Annotated in this window: 15 protein-coding genes and 1 tRNA gene; 5 read left to right on the top strand and 11 right to left on the bottom strand. The window is 71.5% G+C overall.

Translation table 11 applies throughout. The features are described 5' to 3' along the window. Positions 1–276: 276 nt before the first annotated feature. Entirely contained in the window at positions 277–4,536 is a 4,260-nt protein-coding gene (locus OHO83_RS23920; RefSeq protein WP_266672201.1) for a PAS domain-containing hybrid sensor histidine kinase/response regulator, read from the top strand. 173 nt (positions 4,537–4,709) lie between these two features. Here the strand turns inward: OHO83_RS23920 and OHO83_RS23915 are convergent, their stop codons facing one another. The 9 genes from OHO83_RS23915 to OHO83_RS23875 all read right to left on the bottom strand — a co-directional run bounded on the left by OHO83_RS23915 (position 4,710) and on the right by OHO83_RS23875 (position 13,995). Next, the gene (locus OHO83_RS23915) at positions 4,710–6,359 is read right to left on the bottom strand and encodes a long-chain fatty acid--CoA ligase (protein WP_266672203.1); all 1,650 of its coding nucleotides are present in this window, start codon (positions 6,357–6,359) and stop codon (positions 4,710–4,712) included. 109 nt (positions 6,360–6,468) lie between these two features. Beyond that, positions 6,469–7,110, bottom strand: coding sequence for a SigE family RNA polymerase sigma factor (locus OHO83_RS23910; protein ID WP_266672205.1), 642 nt, complete (start codon positions 7,108–7,110; stop codon positions 6,469–6,471). Positions 7,111–7,306: 196 nt separating this feature from the next. Beyond that, on the bottom strand, positions 7,307–8,380 hold the full coding sequence (locus OHO83_RS23905) for a glycoside hydrolase domain-containing protein (protein WP_266672207.1): 1,074 nt from the start codon (positions 8,378–8,380) through the stop codon (positions 7,307–7,309). A gap of 52 nt (positions 8,381–8,432) precedes the next feature. Further along, positions 8,433–9,599, bottom strand: a complete 1,167-nt coding sequence (locus OHO83_RS23900) for a lipid-transfer protein (protein ID WP_266672209.1) — start codon at positions 9,597–9,599, stop codon at positions 8,433–8,435. Next, a complete protein-coding gene (locus OHO83_RS23895) occupies positions 9,596–10,099 on the bottom strand; it encodes a MaoC/PaaZ C-terminal domain-containing protein (protein ID WP_266676471.1) in 504 nt (167 codons plus the stop codon). The genes OHO83_RS23900 and OHO83_RS23895 overlap by 4 nt, the downstream gene beginning before the upstream one ends. Positions 10,100–10,152: 53 nt before the next feature. Further along, positions 10,153–11,253, bottom strand: coding sequence for an acyl-CoA dehydrogenase family protein (locus OHO83_RS23890; protein ID WP_266672211.1), 1,101 nt, complete (start codon positions 11,251–11,253; stop codon positions 10,153–10,155). 1 nt (position 11,254) lies between these two features. After that, the gene (locus tag OHO83_RS23885; protein ID WP_266676473.1) at positions 11,255–12,208 is read right to left on the bottom strand and encodes a bifunctional MaoC family dehydratase N-terminal/OB-fold nucleic acid binding domain-containing protein; all 954 of its coding nucleotides are present in this window, start codon (positions 12,206–12,208) and stop codon (positions 11,255–11,257) included. A gap of 8 nt (positions 12,209–12,216) precedes the next feature. Beyond that, positions 12,217–13,452, bottom strand: coding sequence for an acyl-CoA dehydrogenase family protein (locus tag OHO83_RS23880; RefSeq protein ID WP_266672213.1), 1,236 nt, complete (start codon positions 13,450–13,452; stop codon positions 12,217–12,219). Positions 13,453–13,683: 231 nt separating this feature from the next. Continuing rightward, the gene (locus OHO83_RS23875) at positions 13,684–13,995 is read right to left on the bottom strand and encodes a hypothetical protein (protein WP_266672215.1); all 312 of its coding nucleotides are present in this window, start codon (positions 13,993–13,995) and stop codon (positions 13,684–13,686) included. 331 nt (positions 13,996–14,326) lie between these two features. Here OHO83_RS23875 and OHO83_RS23870 point away from each other — a divergent pair, with 331 nt between their 5' ends. After that, a complete protein-coding gene (locus OHO83_RS23870; protein ID WP_266672217.1) occupies positions 14,327–15,211 on the top strand; it encodes a bifunctional DNA primase/polymerase in 885 nt (294 codons plus the stop codon). 112 nt (positions 15,212–15,323) lie between these two features. On the opposite strand, the gene OHO83_RS23865 is transcribed toward OHO83_RS23870, so the two are convergent. Together OHO83_RS23865 and OHO83_RS23860 are read right to left on the bottom strand one after the other, a co-directional pair. Next, positions 15,324–15,408, bottom strand: a tRNA-Ser gene (locus OHO83_RS23865). Positions 15,409–15,469: 61 nt separating this feature from the next. Beyond that, positions 15,470–16,948: a S1C family serine protease gene (locus OHO83_RS23860; protein WP_266672219.1), complete on the bottom strand. Its 1,479-nt coding sequence runs from the start codon at positions 16,946–16,948 to the stop codon at positions 15,470–15,472. Positions 16,949–17,138: 190 nt separating this feature from the next. Here OHO83_RS23860 and OHO83_RS23855 point away from each other — a divergent pair, with 190 nt between their 5' ends. The 3 genes from OHO83_RS23855 to OHO83_RS23845 all read left to right on the top strand — a co-directional run bounded on the left by OHO83_RS23855 (position 17,139) and on the right by OHO83_RS23845 (position 19,722). Beyond that, positions 17,139–17,954 carry a glycerophosphodiester phosphodiesterase gene (locus OHO83_RS23855; protein ID WP_266672221.1) on the top strand — a complete coding sequence of 272 codons (816 nt, stop codon included), beginning with the start codon at positions 17,139–17,141 and terminating at the stop codon, positions 17,952–17,954. Positions 17,955–18,103: 149 nt separating this feature from the next. Next, positions 18,104–18,655 carry an ATP-binding protein gene (locus OHO83_RS23850; protein WP_389568038.1) on the top strand — a complete coding sequence of 184 codons (552 nt, stop codon included), beginning with the start codon at positions 18,104–18,106 and terminating at the stop codon, positions 18,653–18,655. Between the two features lie 104 nt (positions 18,656–18,759). Further along, on the top strand, positions 18,760–19,722 hold the full coding sequence (locus OHO83_RS23845; protein WP_266672223.1) for a DUF5926 family protein: 963 nt from the start codon (positions 18,760–18,762) through the stop codon (positions 19,720–19,722). The last annotated feature ends 219 nt before the right edge of the window (positions 19,723–19,941 follow it).

Genomic DNA, 19,941 nt, shown 5'->3' with positions numbered 1-19,941 from the left:
CCATTGTGTGGGGAACGTGCCAAGGCGCGGCGCCGCTCCGGACACCCTGTGAACAGGCAGAAGCCCGCGCATGCGTCGCCGTCACGCGGCCGGGTGGGGCCGCGCACCCACCCATCTTCATTCCACGGGCACATGTTCCTCGTGCGACCTCCCTCTCATCCGGCGCCGCGACCGCAACCTCTGCCCGTAGACTCCCTCCCGTGACATGCCGCGAGCCACGTAGGAAGATGGCTCGCGCGGTCGGCAAGGTGCGGTAATCAGGGAGGAAGCGTCGTCGTGAGCAGCAGGCCATCCCGAGGCGCTGCTCGCCTCGCAGCCATACTCGACGCGCTCCCGGACGCGCTGGTGCTGGTCAACGCCAACGGGACCGTCGTCAACGCGAACACCATCGCCCTGGAGGCCTTCGAGGCCCCGGGCACCGCTCTCGTGGGGCGCGGACTGCTCGATCTGCTGCCCGAGTTCGACTCGCGGCTCATCCCCGGATCGATGCGCAGGCCCGACACCACGGACGAGCGCGGGCGCACCAAGCCGACCCGGATGATGGCCCGCCGCACCGACGGCAGCGAGTTCCCCGTCGAGGTCACCAGCGCCAATCTCGCCGACGGCCGCGACGCCGTCGACGGCTACGGCAACAGCTCGTACGGGAGCGGGAGCTACGGCAGCGGCGCCTCCGAGCTCCTGATGCTCGTCGTACGCGACCTGTCGGGGACCGTCGACACCGAGGCCGAACTCGCGCGTTCGCAGCGCCAGACGGAGATGATCCTGCGTGCCGCCGCCGAGGGCGTCGTCGGCACCGACACCGACGGCCGGATCGTGCTCGTCAACCCGGCCGCCGCGCAGATCCTCGGGTTCCGCGCCAGCGACCTGGGCGGGCAGGAACTGCACGCGCTCGTCCTCCACTCACGCGCCGACGGCGAGCCGTTCCCGTACGAGGAGTCCCCGCTCGCCGACACCCTGCGCTCCGGGCGCAAGCACCGGGTGCGCGGGCAGGTCCTGTGGTCGAAGAGCGGCGCGCAGGTGCCCGTCGACATGACGACGGCGCCCGTGCGTGACGGTGACCAACTGGTCGGCGCCGTGATGACGTTCACCGACCGGCGGCCCTACGACGAGCTCGTCGCGGAGCACGCGGAAGAGATCGACCGGCGCGACAAGGAGACGGAGCGCGCCGCCACGGAGCACGCGGAGACGCTCGCCCGCACCGTCGAGGAGCATGAGGCGCAGACCGCTCGTGCCGAGGAGGAGCACGCGGCCGAGCTCGCCACGATCACCGAACAGCACACCGAGGAACTCTCCGCCGAGAAGGACCGGATCGCCGCTCTGGCCGAGCGCGAGAAGGACCGTTACGAGGCGCTCGCGGCCCGGCACGAGCAGCTCCTCGCCGTCCTCGGCCAGTCGCTGCGCGGCCCCCTCGACGAACTGCGCGGCCAGCTCACCACCCTGGCCGCGGACGACGCGGGCCAGCTGTGGCCCGAGGCCAACCAGATCCTGCACCACCTCGCGGCCGGCTACAGCCGCATGACCACGCTCGTCGACAACGTGCTCGGCTATCAGCTCCTCGACTCCGGCGACGTGCAGCTGACCCGTACGAACGTGATGCTCGACGCGGTCGTCGCCGCGGGCGTCGACGGGGCGGTCGAGCTGATCGGGCCCGGGCGCGCGCAGTTCGCCGTGCACGCCCCGCCCATCGAGGCCGAGGTCGACGCGGCGCGCCTGGCCACCGCGCTCGCCCACCTCGTCGCGGACGTCGCGGGCATCGACGCCACCGGCAACGCGCGCGTGGGCGTCGTTCCGACGAGCGGCGTCGGCGGATACGTGGACTCGACGATCGTCGTGGCTGCGGCGCTGCGCGGCGAGAGCGTCCGTATCGAGGTGCGCGGGCCCTACACGGGCGGCGACCCGGTGCACGAGCCCATCGTGCGCGGCATCGTGCGAGCGCACGGTGGTGTGCTCCAGACACATGTGGTGCCCGGGATGAGCGGCAGCGCGTACGTGCTCGAGGTGCCGATCGGGGGCGGGGCCGGGGCGGTTCCGGTTGCCGACCCGTCGGGTGTCGTCGGCGCGGCCGGTCCTCATACGTCTGTTCCCGGTACGGCTGTCGAGGTCGCTTCGGCGGCTGGTCCGGCCCGTGCGGAGACCGGTGCCGAGGTCGGTGTGGGGCTGCCCGAGCAGGCGTCGGGTACCCGCGTCGGGCGGCGGCGGGCACGTCGTGCTTCGGGCGCGTCGGTGGACTCGTTCCTGGAGAGCGGTGTCGCGGGTGCCGCGGGTGCCGCGGATGCGGTGCCGGGTGCCGACGAGGCCGGGCAGGGCGGCGGCTCGGAGGCTGCCGCTCCGACCGGGCGGCGCAGGCGGCGGGCCGAGGAGTCCGCGGCGGCGGGTGCGCCCGGGAGCGCTCAGGGGCAACTGCCTGCCCAGGCCACGCAGACTCCGGCGGGCGGGACGCCTGCCGGTGACGCGGGGGCCGGGACCGGTACGGGGCGTCGGCGCGGGAGGCCCAATCCGGCTGAGGTCGCCGTTCCGGCGGGAGCCGATGCCGGTCCCGGCGCCACCGAGGGTTCCGTGATGACCGCTGCCGAACACGCGGCTGGATCCCCCGCCCTGGGGGAGACCGTGCCGCCGCAGGGTGTGCCGGTCGGAGCGTCCTCGGGCCGCCGTGCACGGCGCAACCCCGAGCAGGCCGCGCTGCCTGCCGGTGGATCGGGAGCTTCGGGTGCATCGGGGGCTTCCGATGCGTCCCAGGCCGGCCAGAACGTCCCCGCCGGGCGCCGCGCGCGCCGCGCTCTCGGCAGTGCTCCGGAGCGGGAGGCCGAGCAGGCCGGCGCCGCGCGCACCGTATTCGCGCTGCCGCCCGCGGAGGCCGACCGGACGACGCCCGAGCCGGGCACCGCCACGGACGCCGACGCAGATATGACTACGGGTACGGGTGCTGACGGCGAGCAGCACGACGCCGCGCAGCGTCACCCCGCCGACGACCACACTCCGCCACAGCCCCACCCTGTCCAGACGGTTCCGGGCGCGCGCGCCGCGTTGCCGCCGGAGAACGGTGCCAGGCCCCGCGCCGCGCAGCCCCTCCCCGCGGAGGCCCCGTCTGCTGACCCCAACTCGACTCAGGGCCGCGCCATAAGCGTACGAACGCTGGGGCAGGGCGTTCCCTTCGGACGTCAGATCGCCGAGCAGCAGCGCCCGTCGCGGCCGCAGCCGCCGGCCCCCGGCACGGCCCAGTCTCTGCCGAACCCGGCGGTTCCGAACCAGCAGGCGAACTCGCGGCCGAACGCGCAGGCGCCCGCACAGCCGAACCAGACCGGCCCGGCGACGGGCAAGCAGCCCGGTCCGCAGGCCAAGCAGCCGTCCGGCGCGCAGGGCGGTCCGTCCGGCCCGAAGACCGGGCAGCAGCCCGTTCAGTCGCCCGGCGGCAACCCGTCGCTCCAGGTCCCGCTGCCCCCTCAGGTCCCGCAGCCAGCGGCGGCCCCGCAGGAGCAGACGCAGCACACGCTCGGCGGCTCCGGCCGTCGCCGCAGGCTGTCCACCCGGCCGGACCCCGCCGGGACCCAGCCGGAGACCGCGGCCCGCCCGCACCCGCAGTCCCCGTCGCAGTCGTCGCCGGCGCAACCGAAGGGTCAGCCCCAGACGCCGTCCGGCCAGTCCCAGCCCGGTCAGCCGCAGTCGCTGCTTTCGTCGTCATCGGAGGGTCGCGGGCGTTCGTACGCGATCGGCGCCCCCGACCAGGACGCCGACGAGGGTCCCGAACCGCTGGACGGGCCCGGTGGCGCCGTCGAGGTGGCGATCCGGCCCCAGCCTCAGCCGATGGACGACGAGCTGCCCCCTGAGCCGCTCGACAACCCGCGCCGTCTCCTGGTCTGGCCCGCGCCCGACGCGACCACGCAGCAGGCCCTGAGCGACCGCGGCTACCGCCCGGTGACCGTGCACTCCCGCGAGGAGGTCGACGCGCAGATCGCGGCCTTCCCTGCCGCGCTCTTCGTCGACCCGCTGACCGGACCGATCACGCGCACCGCCCTCCAGTCGCTGCGCCAGGCCGCCGTGGCCGCCGAGGTTCCCGTCCTGGTGACGGCCGGGCTCGGACAGGCGACGCGCGAGGCGGCGTACGGGGCGGATCCCGCCGTCCTGCTGAAGGCCCTCGCGCCGCGGGACAGCGAGCAGCACCCGTCGCGCGTCCTGCTCATCGAGGAGCGCGAGGAGATGGCGCTCGCGCTCACCGCGACGCTGGAACGGCGCGGGATGCAGGTCGCACGGGCGAGTTCCGACGCGGACGCGGTGACGCTGGCCGCGCAGATGCGGCCGAACCTGGTGGTGATGGACCTGCTCCAGGTACGTCGCAGGCGCGCCGGAATCGTCGACTGGCTGCGCGCGAACGGCCAGTTGAACCGCACGCCCCTCGTCGTCTACACCGCCGCCGTCGAGGAGGCCGACCTGCCGCGCCTGGCCGCGGGCGAGACCGTCCTGTTCCTGGCGGAAAGGTCGACGAGCGATGAGGTGCAGGGCCGGATCGTGGACCTGCTCGCGAAGATCGGCACCAACTAGCGGTCACTGCGAAACCCACAACTGACAAACAGGGGCGGCCCGTTCGGGCCGCCCCTGTTTCACGTGAAACCGTCGCCGAGCTCTGAGCTCGGAGTAGTGCCGCGGGCTCAGAGCCCTGGCGCCGCGGACTCGGAGCCGTGGTGTCGCGGACTCAGAGACGTGGCGCTGCGGGCTCAGAGCCGCGTGATGTCCAGCTCTCCGTCCGCGTACTGCTTGCGCAGCACCTTCTTGTCGAACTTGCCGACGCTCGTCTTCGGTACCGCCGTGATCACCGTCCAGCGCTCCGGGAGCTGCCACTTGGCGACCTTCTCGCCGAGGAAGGCGCGCAGGATGCCGAAGTCGGCGCTCGCGCCCTCCTTCAGGACCACGGTGGCGAGCGGGCGCTCGCCCCACTTCTCGTCGGGGACGGCGACGACGGCCGCCTCGGCGACGTCCGGGTGGGACATCAGGGCGTTCTCGAGGTCGACGCTGCTGATCCATTCACCGCCGGACTTGATGACGTCCTTGGCGCGGTCGGTGAGGGTGAGGAAGCCGTCGGGGCTGATCGTGCCGACGTCGCCCGTCCTGAGCCAGCCGTCGTCGCTGAACTTGTCGGAGGGGCGCAGCGGTTCGCTGTCGGGGCCCGAGTAGTACGCGCCGGCGATCCACGGCCCGCGGACCTCCAGCTCACCGGCCGACTCGCCGTCCCAGGGCAGCAGTTCTCCGCCCGGACCCGACAGTCGCGCCTCGACGCCGGCCGGGAACCGGCCCTGGGTGAGGCGGTACGCGAACTCCTCGTCGGTGCCGACCGCCGCGGCCGGCGGCCGGGCGACCGTGCCGAGGGGGGACGTCTCCGTCATGCCCCAGGCGTGGCAGACCCGCATGCCGAGCTCGTCGAAGGCCTTCATGAGCGAGGGCGGACAGGCCGAACCGCCGATGGTGACCTGCCCGAGCGAACTCACCTCGCGGGGCTTCGCGGTGAGCTCCGCGAGCAGGCCCTGCCAGATGGTGGGGACGGCCGCAGCGTGCGTGGGGCGCTCGCTCTCGATCATCTCGGCGAGCGGCGCGGGCTGGAGGAAGCGGTCCGGCATCAGCATGTTCACGCCGGTCATGAACGTCGCGTGCGGCAGGCCCCACGCGTTCACATGGAACTGCGGCACCACGACGAGCGAGGTGTCCTCGTCGGTCAGGCCCATGGACTGCGTCATGTTGACCTGCATGGAGTGCAGGTAGATCGAACGGTGCGAGTAGACGACGCCCTTGGGGTCGCCGGTGGTGCCGGAGGTGTAGCAGAGCGCGGCGGCCTGGCGCTCGTCGAGCTGCGGCCAGTCGTACGTCACCGGCTTTCCGGCGATGAGCTCCTCGTACTCGTGGACCTGGGGGCGTGCTCCGTCGAGGAGCGAACGGTCGCCCGGCCCGGAGACGACGATGTGCTCGACACCCGTCAGGGACGGCAGGAGCGGCGCGAGCAGCGGCAGCAGGGAGCCGTTGACGATGATCACGCGGTCGGCCGCGTGGTTGACGATCCACACCAGCTGCTCTGCGGGGAGGCGCAGGTTCAGGGTGTGCAGTACGGCGCCCATGGAGGGGATCGCGAAGTAGGCCTCGACGTGGTCCGCGTTGTTCCACATCAGGGTCGCGACGCGGTCGTCGTCCACGATGCCGAGGTCGGCGCGCAGAGCGTGCGCGAGCTGGGCGCTGCGGTCGCCGATCTCGGCGAAGCTCCGCCGTTGCGGCCCGCTCTCACCGGTCCAGGTCGTCACCTGGGAAGTGCCGTGGATCGTCGACCCATGGGTCAGGACCCTCGAGATCAGCAGTGGTACGTCCTGCATCGTGCTCAGCACGGCGTCCTCCCGGTGGGCGCTACGGCGCAGTAATGTTCCGCCGATTCTCACCGCATACCACTCGGTATGTCACTAGCCCAGGGAATGATCGATCAGCGAGTGGTCCCGGTCAGCCCTTGGCGGGGCGCAGCTCCGGGTCCTCACGGAGCTTGCCGAGGGCCCGCGAGACCGCGCTCTTGACCGTACCGACGGACACTCCGAGCACCTCGGCCGTCTGCACCTCGCTCAGGTCCTCGTAGTACCGCAGCACGACCATCGCGCGCTGCCGGGCGGGCAGCTTCATGATCGCGCGCCACATCGCGTCGCGCAGGGCCTGGTGCTCGGCCGGATCGGCCGCCGCCACGGTCTCCGGCTCGGGCAGCTCGTCGCAGGCGAACTCGTCGACCTTCCGCTTACGCCACTGCGACGTACGTGTGTTCAGCAGGGCCCGGCGCACATAACCGTCGAGCGCCCGGTGGTCCTCGATGCGGTCCCACGCCACATACGTCTTGGTGAGCGCGGTCTGGAGCAGGTCCTCGGCATCGCACGGGTTCGAGGTCAGCGACCGGGCGGTCCGCAGCAGTACGGGCTGCCGCGCCCGCACGTACGACGCGAACGACGGGTACGACTTGTGCGGCGCGTACGGCGCCGAACGGGCGGCCGGCACGTACGGCACCGGGTGGGAAGAGTGAGGCGTCATCGCGGCTCGCGGCGCGCTGCGCGTCGCGGCATCCGATGCACTGGAGCAGACAGGCGCCATGGTTGCGGTCATGGCTCCACGCTAGGAGCGCCCCCTACCCTCGCGGATCGGCCGCAGGTCCCGAAGCGGTGTCCGCCTCAGGTTGTAGGAGTGGTGGTATCCCCACCTCCTGAAGGTGGAGGACGCGGGACGCACCCCTGAGGGTTCATCCCTGAGAGCCATTCCATGGGCTTCCTTCCACTCTGCCACTCCCGCGGACCGGGGCGACTCATCTGATGCGGGCCACCGGCGCGTGCACCAGATTCCGGTCGATGACGAGGGTCCGCCCGCCGTGCCGCTCCTTCACGTTTCCCGCGTACTGGTGGATCCTGCGCCGCGAACTCCAGGCGGAGCCCCGCAGCACGGGCTCCCGGGCCAGCCGGGGCCGCGTGTGCCAGCGTGCGAACCAGATCACCGCCGGCAGATCCCGCACCCCCGCCCGCGCCGCGGCACGCATGTGTGCCACCCCGGAGTCGGCACTGCTGTAGAACCCGGGCACGTAGCCCTTCTCGCGCACCTGCCGGTCCCAGCCCCGCACGAAGGTGAGCGTCGTGCGGGCGCACTTCTTCTGCCGGTACTTGTATGCCTCCATGTCGAGATAGAGCGGGCTGCCCGCCCGGATACCGACGGCTCGCGCAGTGCGTACGGCGTCCCGCCCCTCCTGCGCGCCCTGGCGCCAGGCGTGACGGCCGATGCGATAGGTCTTCTTGAGGCCCGCGACGACACACGGCGACTGCGAACCGACATACACCGGCAGCACCCGCCACCCCAGCCGCTGCACCTCTTTCATCCAACGGTGCCCGAGCCGGGGCTGATGAGGACAGGCCCGCCCACGGCCCCCGTAGTACACGCCCACCGCCCCGTACTTCGACGACCGCCAACGCCGCATGGTGTCGAGCGACGGCGTCATGCACGTGTCGAACGCCAGCCCGTGGAACATCCGCGGATTGGTGACGGCAGGGGTCAGGGGTTCGGAGGGGGGACCGCCGGCGGCGGCCGGTGCCCCCGGGGCCAAGGCCGGGCCTGGGGCTCGGCCGCCGGATGCGAGGTCTCCGAGTGCGGAGCCGGGGTCGGTGGCGAGGTCGGGCAGGGCGAGGTCAGGCAGGTCGAGGCCGGCCAGGGGATCAGGGTCGGCGTCGGGGTCGGCGTCGGGGTCGGGGTGGGGGTGGGCGTCGCGCATCGGAGTCGGCTGGGGGACGCCGGGTTCGTCCCACGCCGACGCGGGAAGGGCGGTCAGCGCCATCAGGAGCACCACCAGACCCACGACCAGCTTCCAACGGTGCCTACGGCAAGTGCTGTGCATAGAGCGAGTGAAGGGGCCGGGGTGCGGACCGGACCCGGGACACACCCCGCGTTCAGCCGTCCGCTCCCAGAATCAGACCCGATGTGGGGACGCCGGTCCCCGCCGTCACCAGCGCCGTGGCGGCGCCGGCTATCTGGTTCACCGCCGTGCCCCGCACCTGTCTGACCGCCTCCGCTATGCCGTTCATCCCGTGCAGGTACGCCTCACCGAGCTGCCCGCCGTGGGTGTTGAGCGGGAGCCGGCGCTCCGCCACGAAGTCCGCCGCCTCACCCGGCCCGCAGAACCCGAACTCCTCCAGCTGCATCAGCACGAACGGCGTGAAGTGGTCGTAGAGGATCCCCACGTCGATCTCACCCGGCGCCAGCCCCGCCGACCGCCACAACTGCCGTGCCACGACCCCCATTTCTGGCAGGCCCGTCATGTCGTCCCGGTAGAAACTCGTCATCTGTTCCTGGCCACGCCCCGCCCCCTGCGCCGCCGCCGTGATCACGGCGGGACGGTGCGGGAGGTCGCGGGCCCGCTCGACACTGGTGACGACGATCGCCTGCCCGCCGTCGGTCTCCTGACAGCAGTCGAGCAGCCGCAACGGCTCCACGATCCACCGCGACGCCGCGTGATCCTCCAGCGTGATCGGCTTCCGGTGGAAGTACGCCGCCGGATTGGTGGCCGCGTACGCGCGGTCCATGACGGCGACATGACCGAACGCCTCCGGCCCCAGGCCGTACGCGTGGAGGTAGCGCTGCGCCGCCATCGCCACCCATGACGCGGGCGTGAGCAGCCCGAACGGCAGTGCCCAGCCGAGCGCCGCCCCCTCCGCCGACGGCTCCCGATGCTGCACCCCGGAGCCGAACCTCCTGCCTGAGCGCTCATTGAACGCCCGGTAGCAGACGACCACTTCGGCCACCCCGGTCGCCACGGCGAGCGCGGCCTGCTGAACGGTGGCGCACGCCGCACCTCCGCCGTAGTGGACCCGGGAGAAGAACGAGAGGTCCCCTATTCCGGCCGCCTGCGCGACCGTGATCTCCGGACTGGTGTCCATGGTGAACGTGACCATGCCGTCGACGTCGGCGGGGGAGAGCCCGGCGTCGTCGAGCGCCTCGCCCACCGCCTCCACCGCGAGCTTCAGCTCACTGCGCCCGGAGTCCTTGGAGAACTCGGTCGCCCCGATCCCGACGATCGCCGCCCGCCCGCCGAGACTGTCCTTCGCCCGCACACTCATGCCGGCCTCCCCGACACCGAGGGACGGGCCTGCGCACTCGTGCGGTGCGCTGGGCTCACGGAACTCGGGAGCGTGACCGTCACCGTCCCGGTGACGTGCGTGCCCAGCCCGTTGACCCCGACGATGCGCACCACCACCGTGGCATCCCCGCCGTCGGACCCGCCCCCGCTCCCGTCTCCGACCTCGGCGATCGTCCCTGTCAACACCATCGTGTCCCCTGGATAGTTGGGCGCCCCCAGCCGTATGGCGACCTTCCGCAGAACCGAGGCAGGGCCGAAGTGATCGGTGATGTAACGGCCGACGAGCCCGTTCGTCGTCAGGATGTTCATGAAGATGTCGGGGGAGCCCTTCTCCTTGGCGAGCTCCGCGTCGTGGTGCACGTCCTGGTAGTCACGGGACGCGATGGCCCCGGAGACGATCAACGTCCGGGTGACCGGGATCTCCAACGGCGCCAGCTTCGCGCCGACCCCGGCCCCGATCCCTGTCGAGGCATCCACCATCACCATTTCCCCCTCCTCCCGATCCCTTGCCGCCCGATCCATTGCCTCCCCCTTCACTTCCGCGCCGTCCACGTCGCCCCCGCCTCCTCCGTGCCGCTCCCCTCGTCACAGGCGATCAAGTCACCAAGCTCCGCGAGCAGTTCACCCCCGCATCCCAGATACGCGTCGAGCTGCCTGCCCCACAGGAAATGCCGGTGCACGGGATGCTCCAGGTCGGCGCCCATGCCGCCGTGCAGATGCTGTCCGGCGTGCACGACCCGTCTGCCCGCTTCCGACGCCCACCAGGCCGCGGTCAGCGCATGGCCCGCGTACGGCAGCCCCTCGTCCCGTCGCCATGCCGCCTCGTACGCGGTGACACGGATGGCCTCCGTGTCCATATGGGCGTCGGCCGCCCGGAGTTGAACCCCCTGCTTCGCGGCGAGCGGTCTGCCGAACTGCTCCCGCTCGTTCGTGTACTCCACAGCACGCGCCAGCGACCCCGCGCAGACCCCGGCCTGGAGCCCCGCGAACGCGGTCCGCGCCATCGCAAGGACGTCGTCGTACGCACCGGGCCCGCCGATCCTCTCCGCGGGCGCGCCGTCGAGAACCAGCCGACCCGCCGACCAGGGCGCGGTGAGCTCGACCGTGTCGCAGCCGGCATCGGCCGTACGCACTCTCCACAGGCCCCGGTCGGCCGCCGCCACCAGAACCCAGGTCGCGTCCCGGAGCCACGGGACCCAGGGCACCACCCCCGTGAGCCGCCCCTTGCCCCCGCCCGTCCCTGTCTCCTCGGCCTCCGTTCCGTCGACCCGCACCCCCTTCTGCGCGGGGAACGCCCCCGTGGCCACCTCCGTCCCGTCCCGCAGCCCCGGCACCAACCGGTCCCGCTGCTCGGGGGTGCCATGCCTCGCCACCGCGAGCAGTCCGTACGCGCAACTGGCGGCGAACGGCACCTGCGCCGTCGTCCGGCCCTGCTCCTCCAGCATCAGCACGAGCCCGAGCAGCCCGGTCTCCTCCACCGCCTCCGGCAGCCCCGCCGCGCCGAGCGCCTTCCACAGCTCGGGGTCCGTTCCCGTGCCGGCCGCCGCGAGGCGGTCGGGGGTCGACAGGTCACCGAAGATCCGCGCGGCCAGGTCGGCCGCGGCCGCCTGGTCCTGCGTAGGCGTGAAGTCCACGTCAGCCCTTCCGTCCCGTAGCGACACCCGTAGCGACCCCCACAGCGGCGCCGTCACCTGCCCGGAAGACCGGCAGCTCCAACTCCCCGTCCACTCGGAGGAATTCGAGCCGGACCGGCATCCCTATTCGGACCTTGTCGTACGGCACCCCCACCACGTTGCTGATGATCCGGACGCCTTCGGCCAGCTCGATCAGCCCCACCGCGTACGGCGGGTCGAAGGCGGGGAAGGACGGGTGGTGCATCACCACGTACGAGAAGACGGTCCCCTCACCGCTCGCCTCGACCGTGCTCCAGTCCTGCGAGGCGCACGAGCCGCACCCCGGCAGCCAGGGGAAGCGCAGCGTCCCGCACTGCTCGCAGCGCTGGACGAGGAGGCGGTGCTCACGGACCCCTTCCCAGAACCCGGCGTTGTCCCGGTTGACCACCGGACGGGGCCGCCGTGGCTGCTGCTCCCGCGCCGGCTCCACCGTCAGCCCTGCCCGCGCCGCCGGGGCGTACTTGAGGATCCGGAAGCGATGCGTCCCGGCGAGCTCGCCGTCCGCCCTGACATCCATGCGCGTCGTGACGAAGTACCCCGTGCCCAGCTTCGTCGTCTTGCGCTCGGACACCGACTCGATCACCGCGTCGAAGGTGATCGCGTCGCCGGGCCGCAGCGGACGCAGATACTCCTGCTCGCAGTCGGTGGCGACGACCGAGGTGTACCCCGCGCCGTCCAGCAGCGCGGACAGCTCGTCATAGGCGCCACTGCGCCCCTGATGCCCGGAGAGCCCACCCATCGTCCAGGCCTGGAGCATGGTCGGCGGCGCTATGGCGTCGGGCCCCTCGTACGCGGGACTGGTGTCGCCCATCGCCTCGCACCAGTGCCTGATCATCGGCTCGTTGACCAGGTCCCTGCCCCTCCCCGCGGTGGCCGCGGGCAGCCCTTCGAAGGCCTTCAGCGCCTCGTACGTCATGTCGCCGGTCACCGCCGCCCCCTCCTCATCCCGAGCCGCATCGTCGCGACGATCTCCCGCTGCACTTCGCTCACGCCGCCCCCGAACGTGTTGATCTGCGCCGCCCTGTTCATCCGCTCCAGCTCCCCCTCCGCCGTCCCACCCCAAGCACCACCGCCCGACCCGTCCCCAGCGCCACCACGCACGTCACCACCAGCCCCACCCCCGAAGGCTCCCGGCGACCCGGCACGGACCAGCGCCGCGTCTCCCGCGATCTCCTGACACATTCGGTACACCTCGACCGCCGATTCGGTTCCCATGACTTTCACGCCGCTCGCGTCGCCCGGCGCGAGCCGCCCCGCCCCGACATCCCCCACCAAACGCCAGTTGAGCAGGCGCGTCGCCGCGAGACGGGCATGTACCTCGGCCAGCCGCGACCGCACCCACGGCAGGTCGATCCGGCGTTCCCCTGTCACCGGATCGGGTGAACGAACCGCTTCGAGTACCGCCGCGTAGAAGTCCTCCGCCTGCATCCCGATCGCTGCCAGCGCGACCCGCTCATGGTTGAGCTGATTGGTGATGAGGCCCCAGCCGCCGTTCTCGTCCCCGACAAGACTCGAGGCGGGGACGCGGATCCCGTCGTAGTACGTGGCGGTGGTGGTCAGCCCTCCGACGGTCTCGATGGGCGTCCAGCTGAAGCCGGCCGCGTCCGTCGGCACGAGGACGATCGAGATGCCCTGGTGCTTGGCGGCCACGGGGTCCGTGCGGCAGGCCAGCCAGATCCAGTCGGCGTTCTGCGCGTTCGACGTGAAGACCTTCTGCCCGTCGATGATCCAGTCGTCGCCGTCGCGGACGGCCCGCGTCCGCAGCGAGGCCAGGTCGGTCCCCGCGGACGGCTCGCTGTATCCGATCGCGAAGACCAGCTCTCCCTTGAGGATCCGCGGCAGGAAGTACGCCTTCTGTGCCTCGGTCCCGTACTTGATCAGGGTCGGCCCGACGGTGTTCAGGGTCACCATGGAGACGGGTGCGCCCGCGCGATACGCCTCGTCGAAGAAGACGAACTGTTCGTCGGGACCCCGGCCTTGGCCTCCGTACTCGACGGGCCAGCCGAGCCCGAGGAGGCCGTCGGCACCGATGCGGCGCAGCAGGCGCCTTTGGGCCGTCCGGTCGTCGTGGGCGGGCGGCCCGTCCGGCATCAGTTCCCTGAAGTAGGCGCGCAGTTCGGCGCGGAGTTCATGCTGGCGCGCGGTGGGGGCGAGGTGCACGGCGGCGGCCCTCCCGGACCTCGTACGAACAGGGGTCTCTGACTTTTGTTTCTGACTGACCGTCAGATTCGGTACGACTGTCCGCCAGGTTCGGTACGGGTGTCAAGGGATCAGCACGCGCGCGTGAAGGGCCGACCGGCGCGCGAAAACGCCTGTGCGGCGATGCCGAAGCACCGCCGCACAGATGTCACGCACCCCTGGCAATGGCCCCCGCCGACAGGAGCCTGCGGGTCACCAGAGCTTGGTGAAGTGCACCGCGATGTTCTCGTTCGACTGGTTGACGACAGTGAAGGCGGAGCCGTTCACCTGGGCCGTGTTGTTCTGGTTCGAGGCGCCGGAGCCCACCGCCTGCTGCTGCGTGGTGGACGAGTTGCCGTGGTTGTTGCCACCGACACCGCTGCCGCTCACGGTCGCCACACCCGCGTTCGATCCGTCGTCCGCGAAGGACCCGTTGTCGGCCATCGCCACCCCCGAGAAGAGGGCTGCCGCGAGGGGCAGGGCGGCGACGGCAGCGAGGGCGCGGGCGGTACGGATGTGTGCCATGTCAATTCCTCCAGGAACCGGTAACTACTGTTTGCTCCAAGGCAGTTGGCCCACCGCCTCGGTCGTTGCTCACGACGTCGCGAGATCAGAATTGCCCACCGAATCCCCGTCGAACCAGGGCGGAAGGCTGCATTCCCTCGCAAGCGTGAGGACATGTCGATAAACCTGCTTCACACCCTTAAAGGCCCAGCTCAGCCCGGATTGCGTCCGTCCGGCGCGGGACGGGTCAGCCGCCGCAGGGGCTGAAGCGTTTCGGCACATTTTTGGTAAATGCGCTCCACCCGGGCGAGCCCCTCTTCCTTTACTCGAACATTCGTACGAACATGGATGCATGGCCACCACCGACCGGCATGCCGTACCCCTTGCGACCCTGGCCCTCGCCCACGCGCTCTCCGCCGCCGAGCGTGGACTGGCCGTGATCCCGCTCTCCCGCACGAAGCTCCCCGCCCTGCGCTCCCCGCACCGCGACGAACCCGACCCGGCCCCGTGTCACGGCGAATGCGGCCGCCCCGGCCACGGCGTGTACGACGCCACGACCGACCCGGGCCGTATCCGTGACCTCTTCGCGGCGGCGCCCCGAGCCACCGGCTACGGCATCGCGTGCGGACTGCCCCCGCACCACCTCATCGGTGTGGACCTCGACACCAAGTCCGGCACGGACTCCTCGTCCGCACTGCGCGAACTGGCGCTGCGCCACCTCTTCACGATCCCGGACACCGTCGTCGTGGCCACTCCCAGCGGCGGCCGTCACGTGTGGCTCTCCGGACCGCCGGACGTCGTGGTCCCGAACTCGGCGGGACGCCTCGCGCCGGGCATCGACATCCGCGGCGCGGGCGGCTACCTCGTGGGCCCTGGATCGCGCACGTCCCAGGGGGTCTACAGCGCGGTCCCCGGCACCGCCCACCTGCCCGTCGCGCCCTGCCCACCGGCACTCCTGCGCCTGCTCACACCCCCGCCACGCGTGCACCACCCGTCACCGGCGCATGCCGGCCAACACGGCCAGGGCCTGGTCCAGTTCGTGCTCGCGGCACATGAGGGACAGCGCAACACCCGTCTGTTCTGGGCCGCTTGCCGCGCCTACGAGAGCGACCTCGGCGACAGCCTCACGAACGCCCTCGTGGAGGCCGCGACCCGCACGGGCCTGACGGAACGCGAGGCCCGCTCCACGATCGCCTCAGCGGCCCGCCTGACCCAGCACAACGACGCGGAAGCGTAGGACGCGACGTCCCGGAGGGCCGGGCCCCCCACACCCGGACGACCTCGCCCCCAGGACACGCGTAAGGGGCGCCCGCCATAGCGAACGCCCCTTACGAATATCTGCCTACCGGCGGTGGGTGTGGGATTTGAACCCACGGTGACTCGCGCCACGACGGTTTTCAAGACCGTTCCCTTAGGCCGCTCGGGCAACCCACCCTCGCCCCGTCGGCGACCGGCGGAGCGAGGACCAGGGTAGCGGGTTCGGCCGGGAGTTCGGTCAGCTGTCGCCCTTGCGCTCGCCGAGGACCACGTCGACCGTGTGCTCCGCGCCGCCGCGCTTGTACGTGATCTTGACCGTGTCGCCCGGCTGGTGCGTCCAGATCTGGCCGATCAGGGTCGGACCGCTGTCGATCACCGTGTCGTCGAGCTTGGTGATGACATCACCGGGCTTCAGGCCGGCCTTGTCCGCCGGGCCGTTCGCCGTGACCGCGGACGAGCCGCCCGCGCCCTGCTCGGTGATCTTCGCGCCGTCACTCTGCTCGTCCAGCGCGACCGAGGCACCGATCACCGGATAGACCGGCTGGCCCGTCTTGATGAGCTGCTTGGCGACGTTCCGCGCCTGGTTGATCGGGATGGCGAAGCCGAGGCCGACCGAGCCGGACTGGCCGGAGCCTCCGATGCCGCCGCTGCTCCCCGGCTGGATCGCCGAGTTGATGCCGATCACCGCGCCCCCCGCGTCGAGCAGCGGACCGCCCGAGTTGCCCGGGTTGATCGACGCATCCGTCTGCAGCGCGTTCATGTACGACGCCTTGCTGCTGCCCGAGCTGTCACTGGAGGCCACCGGGCGGTTCTTCGCCGAGACGATGCCCGTGGTCACCGTGTTCGACAGGCCGAAGGGCGCGCCGATCGCGAGGGTCGAGTCACCGACGGCGACCTTGTCCGAGTCGGCTAGCGCCAGCGGCTTCAGGTTCGACGGGGCGTTCTTCAGCTTGATGACCGCGACGTCGTAGCCCTGGGCACGGCCGATCACCTCGGCATCGTACTTCTTGCCGTTCGAGAACGTGGCCGAAAGCTTTCCTCCGTCGGCCGCGGAGGCCACCACGTGGTTGTTCGTGAGGATGTGGCCCTGCGTGTCGTAGACGAAGCCGCTGCCGGTGCCGCCCTCGCCGTCGCTGCCCTCGGCCTCGATGGTGACCGTGCTCGGCAGCGCGTTCGCCGCGATGCCGGCGATCGACGCCGAGTCACGCTTGAAGCCGGCCGGGTTGTCCGAGGCGGAGACCGTCGTCGAGCCCGAATCACCGTCGTCGTTGCGCTCGGCCGCCCAGTAGCCGATGCCACCGCCGACACCGCCCGCGATCAGGGCCGCCGCGACCACCGCGGCCAGCAGCCCGCCACGCCGCGGGCCCGGCTTGTGCTCCGGAGGCTGGTAGGAGGCGCCCCAGGAGTGCCCACCGCCGCCGCCGTCCGCATACGCGGGAACGGCGGGCGGCGGAGGCGGCCAGCCACCCGAGGCCGCGTTCGCGGCCTCGTGCGGCCCGCCGGGTCCCTGTGCAGCCCCCGAGGCCGCGCCAGGACCCTCGTGCGCCCCCGGCGCCGCGCCGTCCACCGGCGGCATCGCCGCGGTGGGTGCGTCGGCGGGCCCCGGAGGAGGTGCGGAACCAGTGGAAGCGGGTGCGGGAGTAGCGGGAGATTCCACCGGCACGGGAGGTGCGGACGGGGCTGGGGGTACCGAAGTGCCCTCGTTCTCGGTGCTCACAGCTCTTCTCCTCGATCCACGGCTGTATCAGCTGATTCCATCTGCATTGCTGTTTGTATGCGGTCAGCTTTTCCCACGGGACGTCAGGGCACCATAAGGCGTTCCTGTGTGTCCGGTGCCATCCTTTACGCCGGGCGAAACCGACGCATCCCCTGGGCGGCCCAGCGCCTCGCAATGGCACCATGACGCGGTGACCCTCGCACGACAGCAGCAGATCCAGGTCGTCGCCCACCGCGGAGCCTCCGACGAGGTCCCCGAGCACACGCCGGCCGCGTACAGAAGGGCCATCGAGGACGGTGCCGACGCCCTCGAATGCGATGTCCGGCTCACCGCTGACGGTCATCTCGTCTGCGTGCACGACCGCCGCGTCAACCGTACGTCGAACGGACGCGGAGCGGTGTCGGCCCTGGAACTGGCGGATCTCGCCGCCTTGGACTTCGGCTCCTGGAAGAACAGCGAGGCCGGCCGCACCAGCACCGAGGGCCCCGACTGGGAGGACACCTCCGTCCTGACTCTGGAGAGGCTGCTCGAACTGGTCGCCGACGCGGGCCGCCGCGTGGAGCTCGCCATCGAGACCAAACACCCCACCCGCTGGGCCGGCCAGGTCGAGGAACGCCTCCTGGCGCTCCTCAAGCGGTTCGGCCTGGACGCCCCGACCGGAGCACCGGACGATCCGTCCCCGGTGCGCGTCATGAGCTTCTCGGCCCGCTCCCTGCACCGCATCCAGGCCGCGTCCCCCAACCTGCCGACGGTCTACCTGATGCAGTTCGTCTCGCCCCGCCACCGCGACGGCCGCCTCCCCCGGGGAGTGCCGATCGCAGGCCCGGGCATCCGGATCGTGCGCAGCAACCCCGGGTACGTGCAGAAGCTCAAGCGGGCGGGCCACCAGGTGCACGTGTGGACGGTCAACGAGCCGGAGGACGTCGACCTGTGCGTCGGCCTCGGCGTCGACGCGATCATCACGAACCGGCCCCGCGCGGTCCTGCGCCAGCTCGGGAGGGGCTAAATCCGGCCACCTCCCTCACAGGGAGTGCTCCGGCGCGTTCGCTCCGTATTCGATCGTTACGAGTGCGTCACTGAGCGTGGATTGGCCGGTTTCCGGTCCAGTCCATTGGGGCATTCACACCGTGGCGTGGGGCAAAGGAGGTCTCGGGGGTGGCGTTGGTGGTGGCACAGGAAGTGCCCACGTCGTCGAGCATGGCCGTACCCCATGGCCCTGCGGGCGTGGGCGAAGCACGGCACCGGATGCGTGATCAGCTGCGCGTCGGCGGGGTCTCGGAACCGGTCATCGACGATGCCGTACTGATCCTGTCGGAACTGCTGAGCAACGCCTGCCGGCACGGCAGGCCGCTGGGCGACGACTTGGCCGGGGACGGAGACGTCCGGGCCGCTTGGAGGGTCGATGCGCGGGGCTGTCTCACCGTCGAGGTGACGGACGGTGGTGGTCCGACCCGCCCGGTTCCGGCCACGCCCTCGGTCACCGCGCACGGCGGCCGCGGGCTCAACATCATCTCGGCACTCGCCGACGACTGGGGCGTACGTGACGACGCCCCCGGCGAAGTCACCGTCTGGGTGGTCGTGCACAAGGACGTGCGCTCCGAAGCCGAAACACAGGGGCAGGGCAACTTCGCTACGCGCGTGGCGAGCCGCGCCCCCGCGGGCATGTCCGACCTCGATTTCGCGGACGCCTTCGAGGACTTGGGCTGAAACGCGCTCCGGCCCGGCGACCCGGCCTGATCCCCGCCCCCGGCCGTACGAGGGGCTAGGCTCGCGCCCGTACGTACGAGAGCCGTAACCGGGAGACACCCAAGATGGCCAAGAAGCGCCCCCAGACCAAGGGCAAGTCGCACGTCAGCAGCGGGGAGATCCCGGTCGTCGGCGCCCGTGAACCCTGCCCCTGCGGGAGCGGCCGCCGCTACAAGGCCTGCCACGGCCGTGCCGCCGCGCACGCGGTGACCGAGCTGGTGCAGCGCCCGTTCGAGGGTCTCGCGGGAGAGGGCGACTGGATCGCGCTGCGCGAGCTGGTGCCCGCCGCGACGGTGCGGCTCACCCTCAAGGAAGGCCTGCCGGACGGCGTTCCGTCCGTGACACTCGCGACGGTGCTTCCGATGGCGTGGCCCGCACTGCGCCGCGACGACGGCTCGGTCCTGCTCGGCCTGCAGAACGACACCTCCTCGGGCGACATGAGCCGCGACCTCGCCGACACGCTTCAGCGCGCGCTCGCCGCCGAGCCCGGTACGCCGGTGCAGGCGCGCCGCGCACCCGCCGACGGACCGCGTCTGCAGGACCTGCTCGACCCCGCGGCCGCCTTCGAGCCGGTCGTGCACACGGGATTCGAGTTCTGGGTGCCCGACTCGGAGAACGCGAGCCCGGACGTCGCCGCCTCCCTGGAGCGGGCCAACGCGGCCGCCATCCCGACCGTGAAACTGTCCGGTGTCGACGGCGCGTACTGGTGCGAGACCCCCGACAAGAACCACCTGCGCTGGGTCATGCCGCACCCCGAGGAGCAGCTGCTCGACGCGCTCGCCCGGCTGCACGCGGCCGGCACGTCCTCGCTCGGCGAGGGCACGCGCCTGGTCGGCTCGTTCCGCGCGCACGGTCTGACCGTTCCTGTCTGGGACCTGCCCACCGGGATGAGCGCCGAAGATGTCGAGAAGCCGGCGGCCGAGTTCGCCGAGCGGCTGGCGGCGGCCCTCGGCTCCGAGGCGCCACTGACCGTCGAGGAGCGCAGGGCGCGCGGCGGCCTCACCAACCGACAGGTGACGCTCAGCTGACCGACCGGTCAGCCACAGGGAGCCCTCAGAACGGGTGACTCCGGTCACAACTCCCCGTAGCGGCAGGTGAATCCGCATACGAATAGCCGAGATCGAATTTGCTAACGGCCGATCTCTTGTTACCGTTCGAGTAGCCCGGTTGCTGGTGCATCCCCCGTCGCCAGCAACCGGGTCCTTGTTTTTCCGGGACTTCCCCGTGGGCCTGCGCCCGGGAAATCG

It is taken from the genome of Streptomyces sp. NBC_00569 (genome assembly GCF_036345255.1).
In the GTDB taxonomy this organism is placed as follows: Bacteria; Actinomycetota; Actinomycetes; order Streptomycetales; family Streptomycetaceae; genus Streptomyces.
This window is presented reverse-complemented; position numbering and strand designations above follow the sequence as displayed.

Coding starts and splice junctions, on each gene's coding strand:
- OHO83_RS23910 (WP_266672205.1), bottom strand. CDS start 7,110: ATGACCGCAACCATGGCGCCTGTCTGCTCCAGTGCATCGGATGCCGCG.
- OHO83_RS23905 (WP_266672207.1), bottom strand. CDS start 8,380: ATGCACAGCACTTGCCGTAGGCACCGTTGGAAGCTGGTCGTGGGTCTG.
- OHO83_RS23900 (WP_266672209.1), bottom strand. CDS start 9,599: ATGAGTGTGCGGGCGAAGGACAGTCTCGGCGGGCGGGCGGCGATCGTC.
- OHO83_RS23895 (WP_266676471.1), bottom strand. CDS start 10,099: ATGGTGGATGCCTCGACAGGGATCGGGGCCGGGGTCGGCGCGAAGCTG.
- OHO83_RS23885 (WP_266676473.1), bottom strand. CDS start 12,208: ATGACGTACGAGGCGCTGAAGGCCTTCGAAGGGCTGCCCGCGGCCACC.
- OHO83_RS23875 (WP_266672215.1), bottom strand. CDS start 13,995: ATGGCACACATCCGTACCGCCCGCGCCCTCGCTGCCGTCGCCGCCCTG.
- OHO83_RS23870 (WP_266672217.1), top strand. CDS start 14,327: ATGGCCACCACCGACCGGCATGCCGTACCCCTTGCGACCCTGGCCCTC.
- OHO83_RS23845 (WP_266672223.1), top strand. CDS start 18,760: ATGGCCAAGAAGCGCCCCCAGACCAAGGGCAAGTCGCACGTCAGCAGC.